Genomic DNA, 20930 nt, shown 5'->3' with positions numbered 1-20930 from the left:
AATGGGCAAGAAAAAAACATTCCCCTCGCACCAAATTTGCCGATACGAGAAGAATGTTTTGTCATATTCCTTAGTGTTTCTTATTTTGGCGTTTGCGTTCTTGCTCCTGAGCGCGACGCTGTGCACGGTTTTTCGGATCAGCATCACCGGAGGTCTCCGGATCTGGACGATCAGATGGTCCGGAAGTTTGCAAGTTGTCCGGGTCGATTCCTTGACCGCGAATGACATCCTGACGCTCCAGGTTTTGACTGACTTCGGCCTTCATGATATACATAGCGACTTCTTCCTGAACAGCAGCCAGCATACCTTGATACATTTCGTATCCTTCGAACTGGTACTCACGAAGCGGGTCGTTTTGTGCGTAGGCGCGCAGGTGAATACCTTGACGCAGCTGATCCATCGCATCGATGTGATCCATCCACTTGCTGTCGACAGCACGCAGAATAACGACTTTCTCAAACTCGCGAATCGATTCGCCGATTTCTTCTTCACGCTGTTTGTACTGCTTATCGACTTCTGCTTTCAACAGCTCGAGAATTTCTTCTGCTTCCATGCCTTTCAGCATTTTAGCTGTAATCGTTTCTTCATGGAGGAACCCATTATTGGCAGCATCGGCCAATGCTTGCAGATCCCAATCCTCTGGTACCTCTTCTTTTGGACAATGCAGAGACACTGCACGCTCCATTACTGCGTAGATCATATTCAAAGCAACATCGCTGAGGTCTTCCTGCTCCAGGATGTCTTTACGCTGTTTGTAGACAACCAGACGCTGTTGATTCATCACGTCGTCGTACTGGAGAACGCCTTTACGTGCATCGAAGTTCGATCCCTCTACACGCTTCTGCGCAGATTCCACCGCACGAGTAACCAGGCGGCTCTCGATCGGCATATCCTCTTCCATACCTAGACGATCCATCATATTCATGATATTGTCCGCACCGAAACGACGCATCAGCTCATCTTGCATCGAGAGGAAGAACTGGGATGAACCCGGGTCCCCCTGACGACCAGCACGACCACGCAGCTGATTGTCAATCCGACGGCTCTCGTGACGTTCTGTACCGATAATATGAAGACCGCCCTGCTCCGCAACACCTTCGCCCAGCTGAATGTCCGTACCGCGACCCGCCATGTTTGTCGCAATGGTAACCGCTCCATACACACCTGCACGCGCAACGATTTCCGCCTCGCGCTCATGCTGCTTCGCGTTCAGTACGTTATGCGGTACGCCTTTTTGCTTCAGCATTTGGGACAAGCGCTCCGAGTTTTCGATGGAGATGGTACCTACCAGGATCGGTTGGCCCTTTTTGTGACGCTCGACAATGTCGTTTACAACCGCACGATATTTGGCTGCCTCTGTTTTGAAAACAAGGTCTGGTGAATCGATACGCTGCACAGGCTTGTTCGTTGGAATCACCACGACGTCGAGACCATAAATCTTTTTGAACTCCTCTTCTTCCGTCTTCGCTGTACCTGTCATACCAGCCAGCTTCTGGTACATACGGAAGTAGTTTTGCAAGGTAATGGTCGCCAGTGTCATGCTCTCGCTTTGAACACGCAGACCTTCTTTGGCTTCAATCGCTTGATGCAAGCCATCGCTGTAACGGCGTCCAACCATCAGACGGCCGGTGAACTCGTCAACGATCACAACTTCGCCTTCCTGCACTACGTAATCAACATCGCGCTTGAACAGCACTTGTGCCTTCAACGCCGCCGTAATGTGGTGGTTCAACGTGATATGTGCCGTATCGTACAGGTTGTCGATGTTGAATGCCTGTTCGACTTTGCTCACGCCTTCATCTGAGAGGTTGACGATTTTCAGCTTCTCATCGATTGTGAAATCTTTTTCTTCTTCCAAGCGTTTCACAAAATGCGAGCAGATGTAGTACAGCTCTGTCGATTTGTTAGCAGAACCGGAGATGATCAACGGCGTACGTGCTTCGTCAATCAAAATGCTGTCCACCTCGTCGATGATAGCGAAGAAGAGTGGACGTTGCACCATTTGTTCCTTGTACAGAACCATATTGTCACGCAGGTAATCGAAGCCAAACTCGTTATTCGTACCATACGTAATGTCACACGCGTATGCTTCGCGTTTTTCTTCAGGGCTCAGTCCATTCTTGTTCAAACCGACTGTCAGTCCAAGGAAGTTATACAGCCTACCCATGATAGTCGAGTCACGCTCAGCCAAGTATTCGTTCACGGTAACGACGTGGACTCCTTTGTCCATCAAGGCATTCAGGTATGTCGCCAGTGTCGCAACCAGCGTTTTACCTTCACCCGTCTTCATCTCGGAGATACGGCCTTCCTGAAGCACCATACCACCAATCATCTGGACGTCGAAGTGACGCATGCCCAGTACACGGATCGATGCTTCACGTACAACGGCAAACGCTTCATTCAAAATTTTGTCCAGTTCTTCTCCATTTGCCAATCGCGCCTTAAACTCAGCTGTCTTCTCACGCAATTGGTCATCCGAGAGTGCCTTAATCGTTGGTTCCAGCGCGTTGATACTTTCTACGCGCTTAAACATTTTCTTTACTTCACGTTCATTGCTGTCACCGAATATCTTTTTAACGAGTCCTAACATAAGGACACCCCTTCCATATACTGCCAAACGAAAATGCACAAGCCGGCATGAGTCCAGATAATAAAAAAGGATACCGATTCTACGAAAATAATACTTTCTAAAAAGATATTTTATCAAATAGAGCATCCTCTACACAAGTAAAGGGAGTTGCTAATAGCAACTCCCTAGTCTTATACGAATGAGAATGTGTAAAGTTTCGTTATTTTGGTTCAATCAATCCGTAACGCCCATCATTGCGGCGATACACCACACTGACGTCATTGGTGTCACTGTTTTGGAAAACGAAGAAGCTGTGTCCCAGCATATCCATCTGCATGACCGCTTCCTGTGCATCCATCGGCTTCAGATCGAAGCGTTTGGTTCGAACGATATCGATGTCTATATCCATATCATCCTCATCCACATCCGGGATCATGACTGCTACTGGTTGACTCTCACGCTGTGCGATTCTTCCTGTCGAATCAACTCGAAGCTTCCGCATCAGCTTCGTTTTGTGTTTGCGAATCTGACGTTCCAGCTTTTCTACTACCAGATCGATAGCAGCATACATATCTTCGTGCGTTTCCTCCGCTCGGATAATGACCCCACTCAGTGGAATAGTTACCTCGATCGTGCCTTCTCCGCGATGTACATGCATGGTGACTTGTACTTCTGTAGGCTGTGGAGTTTCAAAATATTTTTCCAGACGGCCGACTTTCTTTTCGACATATTCTCTAAGGGCAGCGGTGACTTGAATGTTTTCTCCACGAATGTTAAATTTCATGGTTCCAACCTCCTTCCGTCTATACATACTTATTCGCCGCCTCTGTAAATAATCCTTCTACTCAGCTTAAAAAAATCTTTGCAAATCTTTTACAAACCATCAATATCCGACATTTTTTTACCAATACTTACTAGATTCCCTATGCTATAATAGTTGAGGTAGTCATCCCATCCTATATCGCGGTCGTACATCGCACTGGAGGAATCCTCATGGCCGAGGTAAAACCTTCCCATTCACTTATCGGAACAACGCTCGCTCAAGACGTCTACAATGAGTACGGCCTGCTTTTATTACCCGCTGGTGCAACCCTTCATCTAACTGATATACGACTGCTAGAGGCTCACCAGGTGGAAGCCGTACACGTTACTACTGACTCGGAAGCACCCGAAATGCCTTTTCCTCTCCTTCATTGGAGTGAGGCAGAGGCTGCAAAGGCCTATATGGTGGCCGCACAAAAAACCGAGTATTTATTTAACCAGCTCGCAAATGGGGATACCCCCCGACTGCAACAATTTAGCGACGCTGTTCATCCTATGCTCGATCAAGTTCTTCATCACATGAGATTTCTGCGCTTCATTTATTTGAATGAAGGAACAGAAAGTTATACGTATCGCCACTCCCTGCATGTAGGTATCGTGGCAGCTTTAATCGGAAAAATCATAGGATTGCCGCAACGTGATGTTCATTTTTTGGGCCTGGCAGGTCTTCTTCATGACATCGGCAAGATGAAAATTCCCGATGAGCTGCTGTCCAAGCCAGAGCGTTTGACAGACGAAGAGTATACGATTATGAAAAAGCATACCGTTTATGGCTACGAGCTCCTGCGCACCATGGACGATGCCGACAACTTGCTGGCACAATGCGCTCTGATGCACCACGAACGTTGGGATGGAAGTGGATATCCCCTCGGACGAAAAAAAGATGGCATCCCTTTTGAATGCCAAATCATCAGTGTCGCAGACGTATTTGATGCCATATGCACAGATCGCGTGTATCGGAAGGGAACCTCTCCCTTTGAAGCAGCGAATGTTCTGTGGGAGTTAGCTTGTTCAGGCCAATTAAATCCGATGATTGTGTCTCGTTTTATCCATTACATTATCTTACTTTACATTGGTTCCCATGCGCTTTTGAGCAATGGCGACCACGTCGAAATCATTATGATTCATACTGATGAGCCTATGCGCCCTCTCGTTCGAAGAGGTAATGATTTTATAGACCTGAGACTGCAGCGTTCCCTACGCATTCAAAGAATGATCAGTTAAACACGTGGAAAAAACGAATCCCCCTGTCCTATCAAGGAACCAGGGGGATTTTGCTATTGTTTCGTTTATACCTTCACGACGTTCGCCGCTTGTGGACCGCGGTCCCCTTCCACCATGTCGAATTCTACGGCCTGTCCCTCATCTAACGAACGAAACCCATCCGACTGAATCGCCGAAAAATGGACGAATACGTCATCACCGTGTAGAATATTTTTTCTCTAGTCCTCTCACGACGACACGGGACAAGAACAACGTAAGGACCAGGTAAACCGCCGCCTCTGTTAAATACGGGGGGTAGCGCTCAAATGTACTTTTCGCCACGTTCATGGCTGCGTAGTTTAATTCCGGTGTCGCGATTACTGCCAGAAGGGATGAATCTTTCAAAAGAGCAATAAACTCATTTCCGATTGCGGGCAGCATTCGTGTAAACGCTTGTGGAAGTATAATTTGGCGCATGGCAAGGCCCTTGTTCATGCCAAGTGATCGTGCCGCTTCCATTTGCCCCGGATCAATGGATTGGATGCCAGCCCGAAAGATTTCCGCCATATAGGCAGCCGCATTGAGCGAAAGCGCCACGAAGCCTGAATAAATCGCTTCCGGACTGCTCGCTCCCGGATACAGAATACCCCAAATCGACGGAATCACCGCAAAATGAATCAGCAAAATTTGGACCAGCATCGGGGTTCCCCGAAACAGCTCTACGTAAATTGAACAGGTCCACCGTATCATTCGCTTGGAGGACATTTTCCCCAAGCTGATAAACAACCCCAAAAACGTTCCACAAACCGTAGCCACTGCGGTCAGTAAAATTGTATTAATAATGCCGCGGATAAACAGTTCACGATAGTCGTAGATGACACTCCAGTCCAATGGCTAATCCTCCCTTCTTCATGTCAGCAAGCCCTGTTGCGAACAAACGCCGGCTACGTCGTAGGGACGCACCCGGCCATTTTGCTGCCTACTTATTGCCAAAGTACTGGGTGTAAATTTCCTGCAGCTTTCCATTTTCTTTTATCTTTTTCAATCCGTCGTTGATTTTGTTCATCGCATCGGTATTGCCCTTTTTCACGATAATTCCGTAAAATTCCTTTTCAAAGGAATCATCTTTAATCAGCTTAAACTTCTTATCTTTAACTTTATTCACGTAGTAGGACAAAACGCCATTGTCGCCAATCACTGCATCTACTCGACCATTAAAGAAGTCATCGACGGAGGATGGCATGTCGTCATAGCCTTTCAAGCCTTCGTACGTATCTCCAAACGCTTTTTTGACCACTTCTTCACCCGTAGTTGCAGCTTGTACCCCGATCTTCTTGCCTTTCAAATCTGCCAGTTTCGTCACTGGAGAATCTTCCGCTACCAGAATGAGTTGGTTTGCTTCAAAGTATGAGTCCGAAAAATCGTATTTCTCCTTGCGCTTCTCCGTGATCGTGATGGAAGAGATGCCAATATCAACCGTCCCTTTGTCCAGTCCATCAAAAAGCGGGTCCCACCCGGTGTTTTTCCACTCAATCTTGAATCCGCCAGCTTCCGCGATCGCGTTCATCACATCGATGTCATGCCCACTAATCTTGTCAGCCTCAAGCATTTGGAACGGTGGATATGCCGCATCTGTACCGACTACGTACACCTTGCCACCACTCGCTCCGCCACTGCCAGACGTTTGCTGACCACCCGATCCACAGCCTGCGAGGAGTACCCCCACACCGACAACCAACACGAGCGATTTGAACCAATTTGTCCCGATACGCATTTCGAAATCCCCCTTGTGTCTCTCTATCTGCCCATTTTGTCCCCAGCAATGTCCACATGGAAATCACGGTTTTTTTGCGTTCTCCACAGAGTTATCCACATTATCCACATGACCTTGTGCACAAGCTGGGTATAACTATTTTCCTGTATATTCTGCCACTTTAGTACGAAAGTAAGGGGAACGAACGGGGAGAATAAGTAGGTATAGCAGCAAAAAAACAGGATTCATATATACGGGATATAGTTCTATCCTGCATATAAAAATCCTGCTTTTATCTGAAAATAATGAATTATTCTTTTTCTGCCAAAATCACGACCTCTACCCGGCGATTCTTCGCACGGTTCTCCGCGTTGGAGTTGTCCACAAGCGGTTTGTATTCACCCAAGCCTGCCACTGTAAAGCGAGACGCTGGTAAGGAGTGAGCATCCACCATTTCACGCATGACAGAGATCGCGCGCGCCGAGGATAGCTCCCAGTTGGATTGGTAGGAACTGCGCGATATCGGTACATCATCTGTATAGCCCTCGATTCGCACCTTGTGCTCGAAACGCTTCAACACCCCTGCTACTGTCCCGACGACTTGCTTTCCTTGGGCCCGTAGCTCTGCCGAACCACTCGTAAACAAGATCGTTTCCGGCAAACGGATACGCAGGCCTTCTTCGGTCTCCTCGTAGTCAAGATTCAGCTCAGCCAAAGCAGAGGATAGCTGGTTGCGCACCGTCTCCATATCGCGCTCACTCGAGTCAGACATGCCCATTGGCGGCTTTGGCACGTTTACGGTGTCTTCGGAGCCTTCTTCTTTTTCGCCTTTGAGCTCCTTCTGGCGAGCCTCCAATTTGTAGACCTCTCGCTGCAGCTCCAGCTTTTGCAGGTTGAGCAGGTCGAGACTCTCATGCACCTGCTCCAAGCTCGCTTTTTCCTTTTGGACCTCTTCTTTTTGTGTCTGAATGCTCTTCGTCTGCGTCGCCGCGATAATAATCACGATCACGAACAACAGCGTAATCAGGTCACTGTAGCTAAGCAGCCAGCTTTTCTCTAGCTCTTTTTCGTCGTATAACCGTTCGTCATGCATAGCGGTCCTGCCTTTCAATCGTGCCCTTCATGCTGCCTGCTTCTTTAATCAGCACCAGCTTTTGGTCACCTGGCAAGAATGAGTTCAGCTTTTCAAACAACAAGCGTGGTGTCTCCATGCGCTGGAGACCAATACATCCTTCGATAAAAAGACGCTTTTCAAACATTTCCCGGTCGTACAGATCCATCAGACGGTAGTAGCATGGCAACGCGAATAGATTCGCCAAGAGCGCGCCATACAGCGTCGCTACGACCGCTGCACTCAGACTGTGTCCGGTCAAGGCCATGTCTTCGAGCGACTTCAGTACACCCGTCATCCCCAGAAGCGTACCGACCAGACCCATCCCCGGCGCCAACAAGCTAATGAGGCGGAAGAACCCTGCTGACTGTTGGTAGCGATACTGCTCTCCCTTGAGCTCATTCTCCAGGATCAGGCGTAGCTCTTCTTCGGGAACACCCTCGATCGCCAGCAGACTGCCGCGTTGGACAAAGATATCGGTTTCTTGCTGGAGCTCCTTTTCGAGCGCGATATAGCCCTGCTCCTTCTGGACGAGCGCGTAGTAGTAGAAGCGCTTGATCGTTTCTTCGACGTTGCTTTGTCGGCCGTGGATGAGGAGATGCCAGATTTTTTTCAAGTCGAGATGCTTGCGTTTCACTGCATAGGACATGACTACGGAGAGCGCGACTAGCTCAATGGCGGTTACGTTGAGGAGGTCCGATAAGGTTCCGTTTAGGTAGACCGCGTGTATGAAGATGAGGAGGACGGCTCCGATTAAGACGAGTGAGCGGCGTTTTGTGGACAAAAGTGATTCACCTTCCTGGTAGTTCCGTTTAAATTTCCCTATTATAGCAAACAGAGGAAAAGGGGCAGTATATGTATTGTTGTCGTAATAGAAGTTAGAGACAATGCCGATATAGTAAATAGAAGCAACCGATTGAGAGGTGAACATCATGAGTCCGATTCAACTTCAACAAGCGGTCAACATCAGTTTAACGAAGCAAGTGCAAGAGTCTGCACAAGCTCAGGCAGCTACGATGCTGGAGGGTTTTGCAAAGACACAGCAGAACATTCAGGCAGCGCAGGCACCGCATCCTTCGTTGGGGAATGTGCTAGATGTTAAGGTGTAGAGGCAATCGCCTCTACCCTTTTTTATTCCATTCCTTCATAAATTCACGAAGTGCCTCGCGCCAGGGACGAAGGGGCTCAAATCCATTCAACCTGATCGCCATGTGATCAAAAACAGAGTATGCTGGTCGCGGTGCCGGTCTCTTAAATTGCTCTGTAGTTACAGGAGTAATTCGTACATCTTCTCTTCCAGTCTCTTCAAATATCGCTGTTGCGAATTCGTACCATGAGCATTTATCACGATTCGAAGCGTGATAAACTCCATACAGCTCCGTTTCCGCAAGTTCCGTCAAAAAAGCAGCCAAATCAACGGTATATGTCGGACAGCCAAATTGATCATGCACAACAGTTAGTTCGGAATGTTTGGAGGCAAGCTGTAGCATCGTTTTTACAAAATTGGCACCTGCTTGTCCATACACCCATGAGGTACGTACAATAAAATATCGTTTGCACAATTGCTGAACAAACTCTTCTCCAGCCAATTTACTCTTTCCGTAAACCGTCTGAGGGTTAACGGGTGAAAACTCGTCATATGGATGGTTTTGCCTGCCATCAAATACATAGTCTGTACTGATATAAATCAATTTTGCATCTACTTGGTCAGCCATGACTGCCACATTCCGAGTCCCTAAAGCATTAATTCGAAATGCTGTCTCGCGATCCGCCTCGGCCTGGTCCACTTTTGTATAAGCAGCCGTATGGACGATAAGATCTGGTCTAATCGTACCTACTATTTGTTTCAATTGTTGAATCGATGTTATATCCATCTCGTCTTTTCCATATGACCAGACCTCATGGCCCTTTTGTTGGAATATCGACGTAACATCTACACCCAACTGTCCTTTTCCACCTGTAATAAGTACCTTCATGAGCAAAACCTCTTACAAGAGTTTATTATATTGTTGCTGATAGTAATCTCGATACTGGCCATTCAGGATCCGTTCCCACCACTTTTGATTCGATACATACCACTCAATTGTCTCGACAATTCCGCTTTCAAACGTATAAATTGGTTCCCATCCTAATTGAGATCGCAGTTTCGTTGCGTCGATTGCGTATCGGCGATCATGCCCTGGTCGATCTTTTACGAACTGGATTAAATCCTCACTTTTCCCCAATTGTTTCAGGATTGTTTTGACGATATCAATATTCGTCCATTCATTGTTACCACCAACATTATAGACTTCTCCAGAACGTCCGCGATGGATAACGAGATCAATCGCTGCGCAATGATCCTTAACATGCAGCCAATCCCGTACATTCAATCCATCCCCATACACAGGCAATTCTTTGTCGCGTAAAGCATGTATGACCATGAGCGGTATCAACTTTTCTGGGAAGTGGTACGGACCATAGTTATTGGAGCAACGCGTAATATTGACCGCCAATCCATAAGTCTCATGGTAGGCGCGTACCAACAAATCGGCTGCAGCCTTACTTGCCGAGTACGGACTATTCGGAGCAAGCGGTGTCTCTTCCGTAAACAATCCTGTTGGTCCAAGTGAACCATATACCTCATCTGTCGAAATCTGCACGTATTTTTGAACCTGATACTGTTTTGCAGCATCCAAGAGAGTTTGTGTCCCTAACACATTGGTTTTCACAAATAAATCGGGTTGTGTAATACTGCGATCCACATGGGATTCAGCAGCAAAATTCACGATGGTATCCATTCCTTGTGAAACGAGTTGATTCACAAGATTTCGATCAGTAATATCACCATGAACAAACTGATAGTTCGAGTAGCTTTCCACGTCTCGCAAATTCTCGAGGTTCCCGGCATACGTAAGATTGTCTAGATTGATGAACTCATATTCTGGATATTTTGCAAGCATATAATGCAAAAAATTGCTTCCGATAAATCCAGCTCCGCCCGTAACCAGTATTTTCATACAATAACTCCTTACTAAAAGTTATTTTCTGCTTGATGTAAGCGAGGATGTTTGGTGTCTTTTTCTGAAAGAATAGGAGTCTCTACAGGCCACTCAATTCCTAAATCAGGATCATTCCAAAGAATTCCTCGATCGTGTTCCGGTGAATAATATTCATTTACCTTATAAAAAACGACCGTGTTATCACTTAACGTGCAAAAGCCATGCGCAAAGCCTTCCGGAACATATAATTGCTGCTTGTTCTCTTCACTAAGCAACACTTGTATGGACTTGCCATAGGTAGGTGATTTTTTCCGAATATCTACCACTACATCTAAAATCGCTCCTGATAAAACACGAACCAACTTGGCTTGTGCTTTAGGTGACAATTGATAGTGCAGTCCCCTGATTGTACCTGCTGTGGTAGAAAGAGATTGATTATCCTGAACAAATGAATGCCTTATCCCAACCTCGGCCAATTTACCAGCATGAAAACTCTCCATAAAGTAGCCTCGGTGATCACTAAAAACTTGTGGCTCCAAAATGAAAACTTCGTCAAACATTGTAGTATGAATTTTCATCATTATCCTCCAACGTTTATTTCAAAATACCAAAGCACTTCCCAAAATCTAGCTCATATGCTAGTTGATTCGCTTTTTGCAAAGAAGGGTGGGTTCCTGCATCCGTCCACCATCCATTTAGAATATCATAGGTCAATTGTTTTCTGACGATATATTCGTTGTTCACATCTGTAATCTCCAGCTCTCCACGTCCTGACGGTTTTAATGTTTGAATAATATCAAATACGCTAGAGTCGAACATATAAATACCTGTGACCGCATACTCACTCTTTGGCTCTTGCGGCTTCTCTTCAATAGATACGATCTGGTTACCATACAATTCAGCTACACCGTATCTTTTTGGGTCTGGAACTTGTTGCAGCAAAATCTTCGCTCCGCCACCTTGTTGGATATAGTTTTGAACAAACGGAGAAATATCATCTTGGAACACGTTGTCTCCAAGAATAACCGTCATCAGGTCATCCCCTACGAAATCCTTTGCCAGACCCAGAGCCTGAGCGATTCCCCCAGCCTGATCCTGTACTTTGTATGTAAACGAAACCTCAAACTCGTAACCGCTGCCTAACAAATTTACGACGTCCCCCATATGCTCTCTACCCGTAACAATGAGAATGTCGGTGATTCCCGCTTGTTTTAATTTATAGATGGCATGGTAAATCATCGGGTATTTACCAACTGGCAGTAAGTGCTTATTTGTTACTTTGGTTAGAGGAAAAAGACGTGTTCCTGTTCCACCTGCTAGAATAATGCCTTTCATCTTACAATCTCCCCTTATGGTTAAGACTTCTATCAAAATGTATTTTGCTTACGATTAATGTTTACCTACCAGTTATATCGTCTAAATTTCGACAATACTACACTTGTATTTGTTGGTGTTCAGAAAAAAACACCTCTTGGAAAGAAGTGCCGTGAAAGTGATTTCAACAGCGTTTCCAAGAGATGTATAATCATTTCCTATTTCTTTTGATCAAAAAAGGCTCCGTATCCAGAAGGTCCTTCACTGTTATAAAACTGTCGGACAGCTTTATTCTGCTGGATATTTCCAATCTTCTGTGCCAATTCCTGTTTGCGAATATCCATCTGTGGCAATATTCTCGAGTTAATCTCACTCATTTGAAGAAGTTGCTCCTTTTGATCCGCGGTAAAATTGAACCCTTCTTGTACGAGTGCTTGGATATCTTGCATAAGCTCCTCTCGTTCGTCAAGGTAGTTCATCCATTGATCAACATCTGAATCTTTTTTCTCTACCAATAGAGCAAGGGATTGCGTCTTCTCGTACAAATTCCCCAACAGTTCATCCATTCTTTGCTCCATTACATATCCCTCATCCCTGGTTTTTCACCAATACCATGGCTTCTTTCCAGGTATCACGGAACTGAGTGAATAGATTCTCGACTTCGCTCAAAATCTCCACGTCTTTTCTCATGTTTGCTTCCACTGTTCTGCGCAACATGTAATCGTACATTTTGTCAAACTCATAAGAAATAGGATACTCTTTTTTCAGTGAAGACATCAATTCATACAAGATATTTTGGACTTTCAAGCAAAATTCGTGGGCTTTTGCATAGTTACGTTCTTCCAATGATGATTTTGCTTGTTTTAAAAATTTTATTGCTCCATTGTACAACATCAATGTCAACTCAGAAGGAGTAGCGGTCGTTACCTGATTCGTCTGGTATGTCTGTGCCGCATTTTGTAACATCTACATCTCTCCTTATTGAGATTTACCCAACATTTGGGCAAACCAACTGCCTTGGGACTGTGCTTTGGACATCATCTTCTCCATTGCAGTAAATTGCTTGTAATAGCGATTTTCAATCTGTAACAAGCGATCTTTCCATTGTCTGATTTCTTCTTCTTCGTCCTTCATTTTCTTTCCAAGGAAACTGTCATCAGAAATAGAGGAAGAACTTCCGGCTTCTTTCGTTACCCTATCGATCACTTTAGTCAAATCACTGTATAGACGCTCAGCAATCCCGCTCTTTTGATACTTCGTGCCAGCGTCATCTGCAGGATCATTACTGAAGCTGGTAAACAGTTTTGTTACCTCTGCTCCGTTGTTTCGGATCGCCGTACGTAGTTTGTTTTCATCTATATAGAGCTTTCCATTCTCCTGGTATGCATATTTTCCATTAGGTGGTCCACCAATTCCGATCTCAGAAAGTGTATCAAACGCTGCATTTACTCCAGTTCCAGATAGTGGTGTACTCATCCCTCTACGCATGTTATCCAAACCGGTTTTTAAAATGGAATCACGGAGAAGCATTCCGCTCTTGGCCATCGCTTCCATCTTTTCGGCGGTCTTTTCTGGTAGCCCATCTTTTTCTTCATCTAGCAAAGGTTCATAACCCTTGTTCTTTTTCTCAGAAATTTTTGCATTAATTTTTGCAATGGTATCATTGTACTTAGTGACAAAATCCTTGATCGTGTTGAACAAACTGTCTTCATCGACTTGATTGTTAACACTGATTGCAGTTCCTGCTTGCTTTAGGGTAAATTCTACACCGTCAACAGTGATTTTGTTGGTTTTCGATGTATATGTAACACCATTGATAATCACTTCTGCAGCTTTTCCGGTTCTATCCGAAGAGGTTGCAGCAGCTGGAGCTTTTACCGTGCTCGTATCTCCGGTTGCTGTTACAGAAAAAGCTTTTCCACCAGAACTATCCAACGTCATTCCTGGAGTAGAGGTAATCCACAGTTTTCCTCCAGAAAAGGTAGCATCCATTCCTGTTTCTTTTTTGATATTAGCAATGACTTGGTCTAGCGTCTCTGTTCCATTGACAGTTACTGCCTTGCCATTAATCGTCAGATTTAAAGTTCCTCCGCCAATGGCTGTCTTCGTATCTTTAATACTCGCATCAAGCTCGATAGCCATCGAAGCAGGCATTTCAGCCTCTGCCAATCCCACGACTTTCACCGCATAGGATGCTTGTGTCGGGCTACCTACTACATTGGCTGTAACAGCTCCATCATTTTCAGACACAGCTTTCTTTTTATTAAAGTTGGCTGAAAAACGAAGTGAATCTACCGAGGTACGCAGATCCATGAGCAAGCTGTTCATTTCGCGGTACGCATCGCGCTTCCATTCTGTGACCTGCTTTTCGCGAATCAGGCGGTTCATTGGTGCCTTGCGGGCATTCATCAATTCCTTGACCATTTTTTCAGTGTCTAACCCTGAAGCCATTCCACTAAAACGTATCCCTGCCATAATCTCAACCCCTATCTTTTTTCATCCACTAATAAGCCGACCATCTCATGGATTTTAGCGACCATATCCATCATTTTCTTGGAAGGAATTTCGCGGATGACTTCTTGTGTTTGATCGTTGATGACCTGTACATAATACTCATTCAATTTCTCATGCAACGTAAACTTAACATGGGTGTTTGTCGTCTGGAGCCATTTGTTTATTCCGTCAATCTCTTTGCTTAGCTCTTCCTTGGAAACTGCTTTTTCCCCCGCGACTTCTGACTGTCGCATCGACTTTACGGAAGCCTCTGCTTGAGCTTGCCCTCCGTCCGTTTTAGCAGATGTTCTGCCCAGTGAAGAGGTTACTCCGATATCCATTTTTCCTACCCCCAGTAAGAAAGTTATCTTACTAGAGATATCGGAAAAAAAGATAGATTCATTTACGATCTTGCAAAAAAAATTCCATTATAAGGCTTTACCCGTTTATCAGTAAGCTCAAACGCTCTTTTGCCTTTTGGTAATCGTATTCAGCCGAAATGCCATAGCATTCAGCTGCTTTCTTGTGATCGCCAATTACCTCGTAGTAAACCCCAAGATTGTATGCTGCTAGAAAGGTACCTGCGCCAATAATTCCACCCAACTCTTTTCTATCTCCCAGTTCCAAGCATGTGTGGAACGAGGCTTCAATCCTAGGTAACTTGTCAATGTGAGCAGCAGTATTGCTGAGAACGTAATCCATATAAAACATTCCTTGCGCAAAGTGAAAATCCGGGAAATTAGACAATTGGTCCTGATTCTCTTCCGTTTCAATTACTGTATAGCCAGTATCTAGCTTGCCAATTTTCATCAAGTTATAGATATATTCCACAACCAGTTTGGGATAATAACCTTCCTGCTTGGTTGCATATAAATAAGCTTGAGAGAAGAAATTGTCTGCTTGTACATAATCCTGTTTGTTTTTATGTTCTCTTGCCAATTGCATGAGCAGGTATGGATTTTCCCCGTCTTTCTGGAGTTCTTTTTCCAGCAACGGGATATTCCTGCCCGTCTTATCTGTTTCAAAGTAACCATCGTGATAAACGGTTACCGAAGTCATTCTATGAGGCAAATCGGAAACAACTTGCTCGTGGATACTACCCGTGTAATAGACACCCTTTGGAAATAATCTGGATATTGGTGCACTCTCATAGCGAATTTCTCCGTTATCCAAGTAATCGCTTAGTCTGTTGACACGTCCGATAGCTGGAGGTCCTGAGATGAATTCTTTGATTGCATCTGCAGAACCCGGCGCTAGGTACTCATCTGCATCCAATACAAGAATCCAATCTCCTGTTGCTTGCTGAAGGGAGTAATTGCGTGCGTCAGCGAAGCTGCCTGTCCAAGTGAAGTCGTAGACTTTTGCACCACATTCGATGGCGATTTGCTTAGTGTTGTCGGTGGAACCCGTGTCTACGAGGATGATTTCGTCTACGACTTCCTTAGCGCTTAGGATGCATCTTTCAATTTTAGATTCTTCATTTTTGACTATCATGACTAATGAAGAGGATAGCATTTCGAATCTGCTCCTTAGTTATGATCAATTTTGTTGTTATGAAGAATTTCTGCAACTTCTCTTATAACTTCTTCATTTACAAGTGTCATTTTTTTACCTTCAATTTCAATATAAGCTCCTTGGTATGGAGGATACCAAAAGGCTCTAATCTTTTTATTTATTGTTTCTAGATCATCACTGGATTGGATCCTTTTTAAGGATTCGAACACTTTTCTGCTAAAATACTCTCCCGAATTAATTTCCTGTTTATGTCTAGTTATACTTTTTTCAGAACAAAACATCCCAATCGTTTCTTTAAATAGTTCAAACATTACCTTTTGACTCTTTTTCTCAAGGGAAAATGCCGTTTCTTCTATCTCTATTGGGAATTTTTTGATGGAAATAATATCACCTGTATCGATTTCCTCATTTACATAATGGGCTGAAACACCGTATTCTTTTAGTCCTTTTAAAATAGCAAAAGCATATACTCCAAATCCCCTTAGATCAGGCAAAGGACCAGGGTGAAAATTAATACATCCTATTTTTGCTAATGAAAGCAATGGCTCCTTTATTTTTTCCCAAAACAAATATGAGATGATAAGGTCAGTTTGCTGATAGTATGATTTATTTTTCTCAACTTCAAAATAAAACTGGTCAGGTCTATAACAAGGTATTTGATAGTACTGAGCTGAGTCTTCCAATGTTCCCAATTTATGATCTAACTCATTTTCACTAGATGGACAAACAACAGCCAGTACTTCATGTCCCTGTTCTACTATATATTTAAGTGCTTTTGCAGCCCAACTTTTTCTTCCCATTAAAACGATTTTTAAGGTACGCACTTCTATTCCACCTTATTTAGAGATTCAATAATATACTCCACATCTGAATATTTCATCCCCTCCCAAAGAGGTAAACTTATAATTCTTGACGCAATGTCCTCAGAGAATGACAAGTCCCCTTTTGGGCAAGAAATAAACAGCTCTTGTTGGTGGCATGCAGGAGAAAAATATGTCCTAGCTTGTATACCTTTTTCTAGTAGATATTGAACAATATCATTATTTCTAAGTTCTTTGGGACATAGCATAGGCATAAATTGATGAGCTATTGAACCTTGTGTTTCTTGTAATCCCCATCCTTTACTTAGTAGTTTTCCTTCAGCTAATTGCTTATACCATTTATAAATTTCCTGACGTATTTTTACTTTCTCTGAAAAATGTTCTAGAGTAGCTATTCCTATAGCGGCTGTATACTCTGTCATCTTAGAATTCAAACCGAGAGAAATACTCGAACGATTTTCGTCGAAACCAAAGTTACCAGCCATTCGAATTTTCCTAACTAGTTCTGTATTCGAACTGTACACGAGCCCCCCTTCTCCTACAGGGAAAGCTTTTGTGGCATGAAAACTAAAAACAATACTCCCAGAAAAGTCGATACCAAATTGTCCATTTATATGGTTTGTACCAAAACTCGCAGCAGCATCAACTACTACCGGAATTCCTCGCTCTTGTAATGAATTATAGTAAGTGAGGTCAATTGCGGAACCAAATGTTGCATATGGTACCACCACCGCTACTTCGTCACCTAATTCTTGCAGTGCATTTTCAACCAATTTTTCATCTAATGACCATGAACCGGGACTAACCTCCAAAAAATAAGGGGTTAGTCCAGACCAAATGGCTGCTAAAGGAGTTGCTGCAAAAGTGAAACTAGGCATTATTGCATATCTTGCATTCTTTCTTTTGCTTTCAGAAATAGCTAGTATCAGCCCAGAAGTAGCATTATTAACAGTTGTGACAGACCCACGATTATGAAAATAATCACTTAGAATTACTTGCTCAAACTTAGTATTAATTGGGCCGTAGTTACTATAAATGTTTGTTTGATCAATTTCTTGCAACAGGTTTATATATTTTTCTACATTCACTAGATTAGGTCTTAAAAAAGGAATAAAGTTTGGCAATATACTCATCCTTAATCATTAAATTTATTCACGACGTATAAAATATCACTAGTAGAAAAACCATATTTATTGATCTCATCTTCATTAAATAGTCTCTTACACTCATATTCTTCAACACTAAATCCAACGGACTTTAATCGATCAATATAATCTGATTTTGCATAAAGTCGGACATGATCCTCTTGTCCAAAGACTCTTAATCGATCTTCAGGTGTTGTAATACTCGGATCTTCAAAAGTCTCAGATATATTTTTAATGATAGGAACTTGTAAAATCCCCCATCCACCAGGCTTCAATACTCGGTATAATTCTTCCATCGCTTTCCTATCATCTGGAACATGTTCTAAAACATGACTACAAATAACTGCATCAAAGTGGTTATCACGATAATTAATGTTCGTGATATCAACCCTCTGTATTCCTTCATCTTGTGGAAATAAATCTCCACAAATATATTCCATTTCGAAACTACTTAACCATTTTCTAAGCTTTAGTTCCGGAGCGATATGCAGTACTTTATTTTTCTTCAATAACAAATCAGTATGCTGTTCTATATATAATTTAAACAATCTTTCTCGATCGATTGAATAACATGAGGGACAAACTGCTGTTTCTTTGTTCCACATCTCATATTCATAACCTGGGAAATCGTATTTATCTGGCCATGGCAGAAAAGACCTGAAACTTTGTCCACAAAAGTTACACATATATGAATCCTTAATCTGAAACAAACTAGATATCGTCTTATGAATTGCTTCCTCAGCTCCAAATGTTTGATGTCCTGCAATACCAAACGTCTGGATAATATACAACGAAAGATTCAAATGACAAGTAAGGGCTTTTTCAAAATCTTTGTCTCGATTTAAATAACCGTCCATTCTTGAATCGATTATCAGTTGTAACCACTGCTCAATTGCTGGAAATTGAACCTCTGGCTTCTTTTGATTTTGTCCACTATGTTGTCTAAAATAGCTTAATGCTTGAGATATATAAACTACTTTTCCTTTAGTCAACAAGTGAATCCATGTAGCCAAATCATTGATGCCATAGTACTCTTTTCCTTTATATATACCAAACTCTTCTTCTATATCTTTCCTTCTAAACATTACCGTCGTTGGTTCACCTATTACATTGTTGCAATTCATTAAGACATAATTTCCGAGGTCTTTTCCGTCAATTATTGTATCTGACGAGAATAACTTTCTTGTTGCATTAATATCGGGGAGCAGATTTCCTTCTCCATCAATTAATTGACGATAAGAAGTCACCAACGATATATCTTCATTTTCATTAAAATAGCCAACCATTTTTTCAACTTTTTCAATATGAAATAAATCATCATCCATTAAATAATTTATATAGTCGCCTTTAGCATACTCCAAGCACTTTTGCCAGTTCTTTTGATTTAAGTTAACCTCGTTCTTATAATATCGAATATTGCTATGGAACCTTAAGTATCTTTCTACCATACCTTTCACTTCATCATTTGTACTATCATCACAAATTACAATTTCCACGTTTTTGTAAGTTTGATTTAGAGCACTCTGCAACGCCAATTCCAAGTAATAAGGTCGGTTATATGCTGGTATCAAAATACTTACCAATGGAAGGTCAGATTCAGTAGTTTGCTCAAACTGCTCATAAGAACTAAGTGTTTGTATCAGAATACTATATAATCGATTAACTTCATTCATATATTGGATTTCTTTTGAATGATCCACTTTTTCCAAAATAGAGTCAGCGTATTTCTTTGCTCCCTTCAATGCTGATAAGTATTCACTCGCATCTTTGAAAAATCCATATTGAGGAGCATATAATATTTCGTGCATGTAATCTGCACTTCCAGCGACAAGCATTTTATTTGATTGCTGCTGTTGACCACTATGAATTCGGAAATAGCTTAATGTCTCAGAAATATAGACAGCCTTCCCCTTTGCCAACAAGTTAAGCCATGTAGCCATATCTACATTGCAGCCATATTCTCTTTCACAAAATGTTCCAAAGGGAACAGTAAGATCAGATTTACGAAACAATACAGAAGTTGGTTCACCAATGAAATTTGCGTTATATTGTAAAACGAATTCCCCAAACTTAATTCCATCTATTACGGTATCTTCTTCAAACAATCTTTTAGATATACTTTCTTCGGGATAACGATTGCCATAATCGTCAATCATTATACGATGTGAAGTCACAATTGTAATCCCTTTATCCGTATCCTCAATATAATACTTCATCATCTTTTCAATCTTTTCATGATGAAATAGATCATCATCCATCAGATAATTTACATATTCACCGTTTGCCAGATCAAAGAGCATAAGATCATTTTGGAACTGCCCTAGATTCTGCTCGTTTTTCACGTAGTGAATATTTTTAAACTGACTAACGTACTTTTCAATCAACCGTTCAGTCTCGTCATTGGTACTGTCATCGCCAATAATCACTTCTATATTAGGATAGGTTTGGCCTAACGCACTTCTTAAAGCCAACTCAAATAATTGAGGACGATTGTAAGTAGGTATTAAAATACTTACGAGTGGAAGGTTCTTGTTATCTGCTTTCTTCCATTCATAATGGTGAATAAACAAGCTTTTATAGTAGAAATAATGCTCTGTCTCTACGCTACCGCAATCATGCAGGACCCATGGGGTTTCTTGTCTGGGAATGACCACTTTTAATCCGTTCCGCAAAAACTCGATACTCTGAGACATATCATAAAAATCCCAGCCGTCAAAGATTTCGTCCTTCCAGGGAATATCATATTGTGTAGCCATCAAAAGCCCATCGATGACTTCAACTCTTTGATATGCTTCCTCTACTTCCTGAAAAGACAATAGCTGCATTTTTCCGGTATGACTATCGTATACCTCCCCAAATAGCTCCTTGCTTTCCCACCAGATACCGTTATGAGATAACTCCTTTGCTCCCATCAGCCCCAGCATTCCTACTTCAGGGTCATTACGAAAAACTCCTAGGATGTCTTCCACAAACTTTTTATTAATGATAGATACATCTTCATGAAGATACACCTTGTACTTCGCATCACTGGTTTTCATCGCATAATTGTATCCAGCAGCCATACTGGGAGCATCCAGTACAGGTAAAACCTCTATCTCATAACCTTCTGGAATCTCTAAAGCGTGTAAAAACTTAACTGATTCCTCAAACAATCGCTGGTCCTTTACACAATAGATAAAGCAGATTTTCTTGTCATTCATCTG

The 20930-nt window shown here is 42.8% G+C and carries 20 protein-coding genes and 1 pseudogene; 2 read left to right on the top strand and 19 right to left on the bottom strand.

Going from position 1 to position 20930, the window contains the following annotated elements; translation table 11 throughout:
- Nucleotides 1-70: 70 nt before the first annotated feature.
- Together secA and hpf are read right to left on the bottom strand one after the other, a co-directional pair.
- Nucleotides 71-2590: a preprotein translocase subunit SecA gene (gene secA / locus HPY28_RS15775; protein WP_069850828.1), complete on the bottom strand. Its 2520-nt coding sequence runs from the start codon at nucleotides 2588-2590 to the stop codon at nucleotides 71-73.
- A 199-nt stretch (nucleotides 2591-2789) separates the two neighbouring features.
- Nucleotides 2790-3353, bottom strand: a complete 564-nt coding sequence (hpf, locus tag HPY28_RS15770; RefSeq protein ID WP_017252261.1) for a ribosome hibernation-promoting factor, HPF/YfiA family — start codon at nucleotides 3351-3353, stop codon at nucleotides 2790-2792.
- Nucleotides 3354-3562: 209 nt separating this feature from the next.
- Here hpf and HPY28_RS15765 point away from each other — a divergent pair, with 209 nt between their 5' ends.
- On the top strand, nucleotides 3563-4615 hold the full coding sequence (locus tag HPY28_RS15765) for an HD-GYP domain-containing protein (RefSeq protein WP_174225161.1): 1053 nt from the start codon (nucleotides 3563-3565) through the stop codon (nucleotides 4613-4615).
- Nucleotides 4616-4680: 65 nt separating this feature from the next.
- On the opposite strand, the pseudogene HPY28_RS15760 reads toward HPY28_RS15765, so the two are convergent.
- From HPY28_RS15760 to HPY28_RS15740, 5 genes and pseudogenes are all read right to left on the bottom strand, one after another.
- Nucleotides 4681-4815 (bottom strand): annotated as a pseudogene (locus tag HPY28_RS15760) (cold shock domain-containing protein); the annotation flags it as partial.
- Nucleotides 4811-5485 carry an amino acid ABC transporter permease gene (locus tag HPY28_RS15755; protein ID WP_026043386.1) on the bottom strand — a complete coding sequence of 225 codons (675 nt, stop codon included), beginning with the start codon at nucleotides 5483-5485 and terminating at the stop codon, nucleotides 4811-4813. The gene HPY28_RS15755 and the pseudogene HPY28_RS15760, both read right to left, overlap by 5 nt.
- A gap of 88 nt (nucleotides 5486-5573) precedes the next feature.
- Nucleotides 5574-6368 carry a basic amino acid ABC transporter substrate-binding protein gene (locus tag HPY28_RS15750; protein WP_174230900.1) on the bottom strand — a complete coding sequence of 265 codons (795 nt, stop codon included), beginning with the start codon at nucleotides 6366-6368 and terminating at the stop codon, nucleotides 5574-5576.
- A 289-nt stretch (nucleotides 6369-6657) separates the two neighbouring features.
- Nucleotides 6658-7440, bottom strand: coding sequence for an OmpA/MotB family protein (locus tag HPY28_RS15745; protein ID WP_173623366.1), 783 nt, complete (start codon nucleotides 7438-7440; stop codon nucleotides 6658-6660).
- Nucleotides 7433-8242, bottom strand: a complete 810-nt coding sequence (locus tag HPY28_RS15740; RefSeq protein ID WP_173623365.1) for a motility protein A — start codon at nucleotides 8240-8242, stop codon at nucleotides 7433-7435. Before HPY28_RS15740 ends, HPY28_RS15745 begins: the two co-directional genes overlap by 8 nt.
- 148 nt (nucleotides 8243-8390) lie before the next feature.
- Between HPY28_RS15740 and HPY28_RS15735 the strand changes: the two genes are divergently transcribed.
- Entirely contained in the window at nucleotides 8391-8567 is a 177-nt protein-coding gene (locus HPY28_RS15735; protein ID WP_174230899.1) for a putative motility protein, read from the top strand.
- A 12-nt stretch (nucleotides 8568-8579) separates the two neighbouring features.
- Here the strand turns inward: HPY28_RS15735 and rfbD are convergent, their stop codons facing one another.
- The 12 genes from rfbD to HPY28_RS15675 all read right to left on the bottom strand — a co-directional run bounded on the left by rfbD (nucleotide 8580) and on the right by HPY28_RS15675 (nucleotide 20927).
- Nucleotides 8580-9434, bottom strand: a complete 855-nt coding sequence (gene rfbD / locus HPY28_RS15730) for a dTDP-4-dehydrorhamnose reductase (RefSeq protein WP_174230898.1) — start codon at nucleotides 9432-9434, stop codon at nucleotides 8580-8582.
- Nucleotides 9435-9446: 12 nt separating this feature from the next.
- Nucleotides 9447-10457, bottom strand: a complete 1011-nt coding sequence (gene rfbB, locus HPY28_RS15725; RefSeq protein WP_174230897.1) for a dTDP-glucose 4,6-dehydratase — start codon at nucleotides 10455-10457, stop codon at nucleotides 9447-9449.
- A gap of 14 nt (nucleotides 10458-10471) precedes the next feature.
- Nucleotides 10472-11017, bottom strand: coding sequence for a dTDP-4-dehydrorhamnose 3,5-epimerase (rfbC, locus tag HPY28_RS15720; protein WP_174230918.1), 546 nt, complete (start codon nucleotides 11015-11017; stop codon nucleotides 10472-10474).
- 16 nt (nucleotides 11018-11033) lie between these two features.
- Nucleotides 11034-11774, bottom strand: a complete 741-nt coding sequence (locus HPY28_RS15715; RefSeq protein WP_174230896.1) for a sugar phosphate nucleotidyltransferase — start codon at nucleotides 11772-11774, stop codon at nucleotides 11034-11036.
- A 197-nt stretch (nucleotides 11775-11971) separates the two neighbouring features.
- Complete coding sequence (gene fliT, locus HPY28_RS15710; RefSeq protein WP_174230895.1) at nucleotides 11972-12331, bottom strand: flagellar protein FliT; 360 nt, start codon at nucleotides 12329-12331, stop codon at nucleotides 11972-11974.
- A gap of 10 nt (nucleotides 12332-12341) precedes the next feature.
- Nucleotides 12342-12719, bottom strand: coding sequence for a flagellar export chaperone FliS (gene fliS, locus HPY28_RS15705; RefSeq protein WP_174230894.1), 378 nt, complete (start codon nucleotides 12717-12719; stop codon nucleotides 12342-12344).
- Nucleotides 12720-12731: 12 nt separating this feature from the next.
- On the bottom strand, nucleotides 12732-14228 hold the full coding sequence (gene fliD, locus HPY28_RS15700) for a flagellar filament capping protein FliD (protein WP_174230893.1): 1497 nt from the start codon (nucleotides 14226-14228) through the stop codon (nucleotides 12732-12734).
- An 11-nt stretch (nucleotides 14229-14239) separates the two neighbouring features.
- Entirely contained in the window at nucleotides 14240-14587 is a 348-nt protein-coding gene (flaG, locus tag HPY28_RS15695; RefSeq protein ID WP_174230892.1) for a flagellar protein FlaG, read from the bottom strand.
- A gap of 97 nt (nucleotides 14588-14684) precedes the next feature.
- On the bottom strand, nucleotides 14685-15761 hold the full coding sequence (locus HPY28_RS15690) for a glycosyltransferase family 2 protein (protein WP_174230891.1): 1077 nt from the start codon (nucleotides 15759-15761) through the stop codon (nucleotides 14685-14687).
- 14 nt (nucleotides 15762-15775) lie between these two features.
- A complete protein-coding gene (locus tag HPY28_RS15685; protein WP_174230890.1) occupies nucleotides 15776-16585 on the bottom strand; it encodes a methionyl-tRNA formyltransferase in 810 nt (269 codons plus the stop codon).
- 2 nt (nucleotides 16586-16587) lie between these two features.
- On the bottom strand, nucleotides 16588-17706 hold the full coding sequence (locus HPY28_RS15680) for a DegT/DnrJ/EryC1/StrS family aminotransferase (RefSeq protein ID WP_254613128.1): 1119 nt from the start codon (nucleotides 17704-17706) through the stop codon (nucleotides 16588-16590).
- Between the two features lie 11 nt (nucleotides 17707-17717).
- Nucleotides 17718-20927 (bottom strand): glycosyltransferase, encoded by a 3210-nt coding sequence (locus HPY28_RS15675; RefSeq protein ID WP_174230888.1) that lies wholly within the window; start codon nucleotides 20925-20927, stop codon nucleotides 17718-17720.
- Nucleotides 20928-20930 lie beyond the last annotated feature (3 nt).

It is taken from the genome of Brevibacillus sp. HB1.2, assembly GCF_013332495.1.
Taxonomy (GTDB): Bacteria; Bacillota; Bacilli; order Brevibacillales; family Brevibacillaceae; genus Brevibacillus; species Brevibacillus porteri.
The sequence above is the reverse complement of the archived record's forward strand: the minus strand, read 5'-3'. Positions and strand labels throughout refer to the sequence as shown.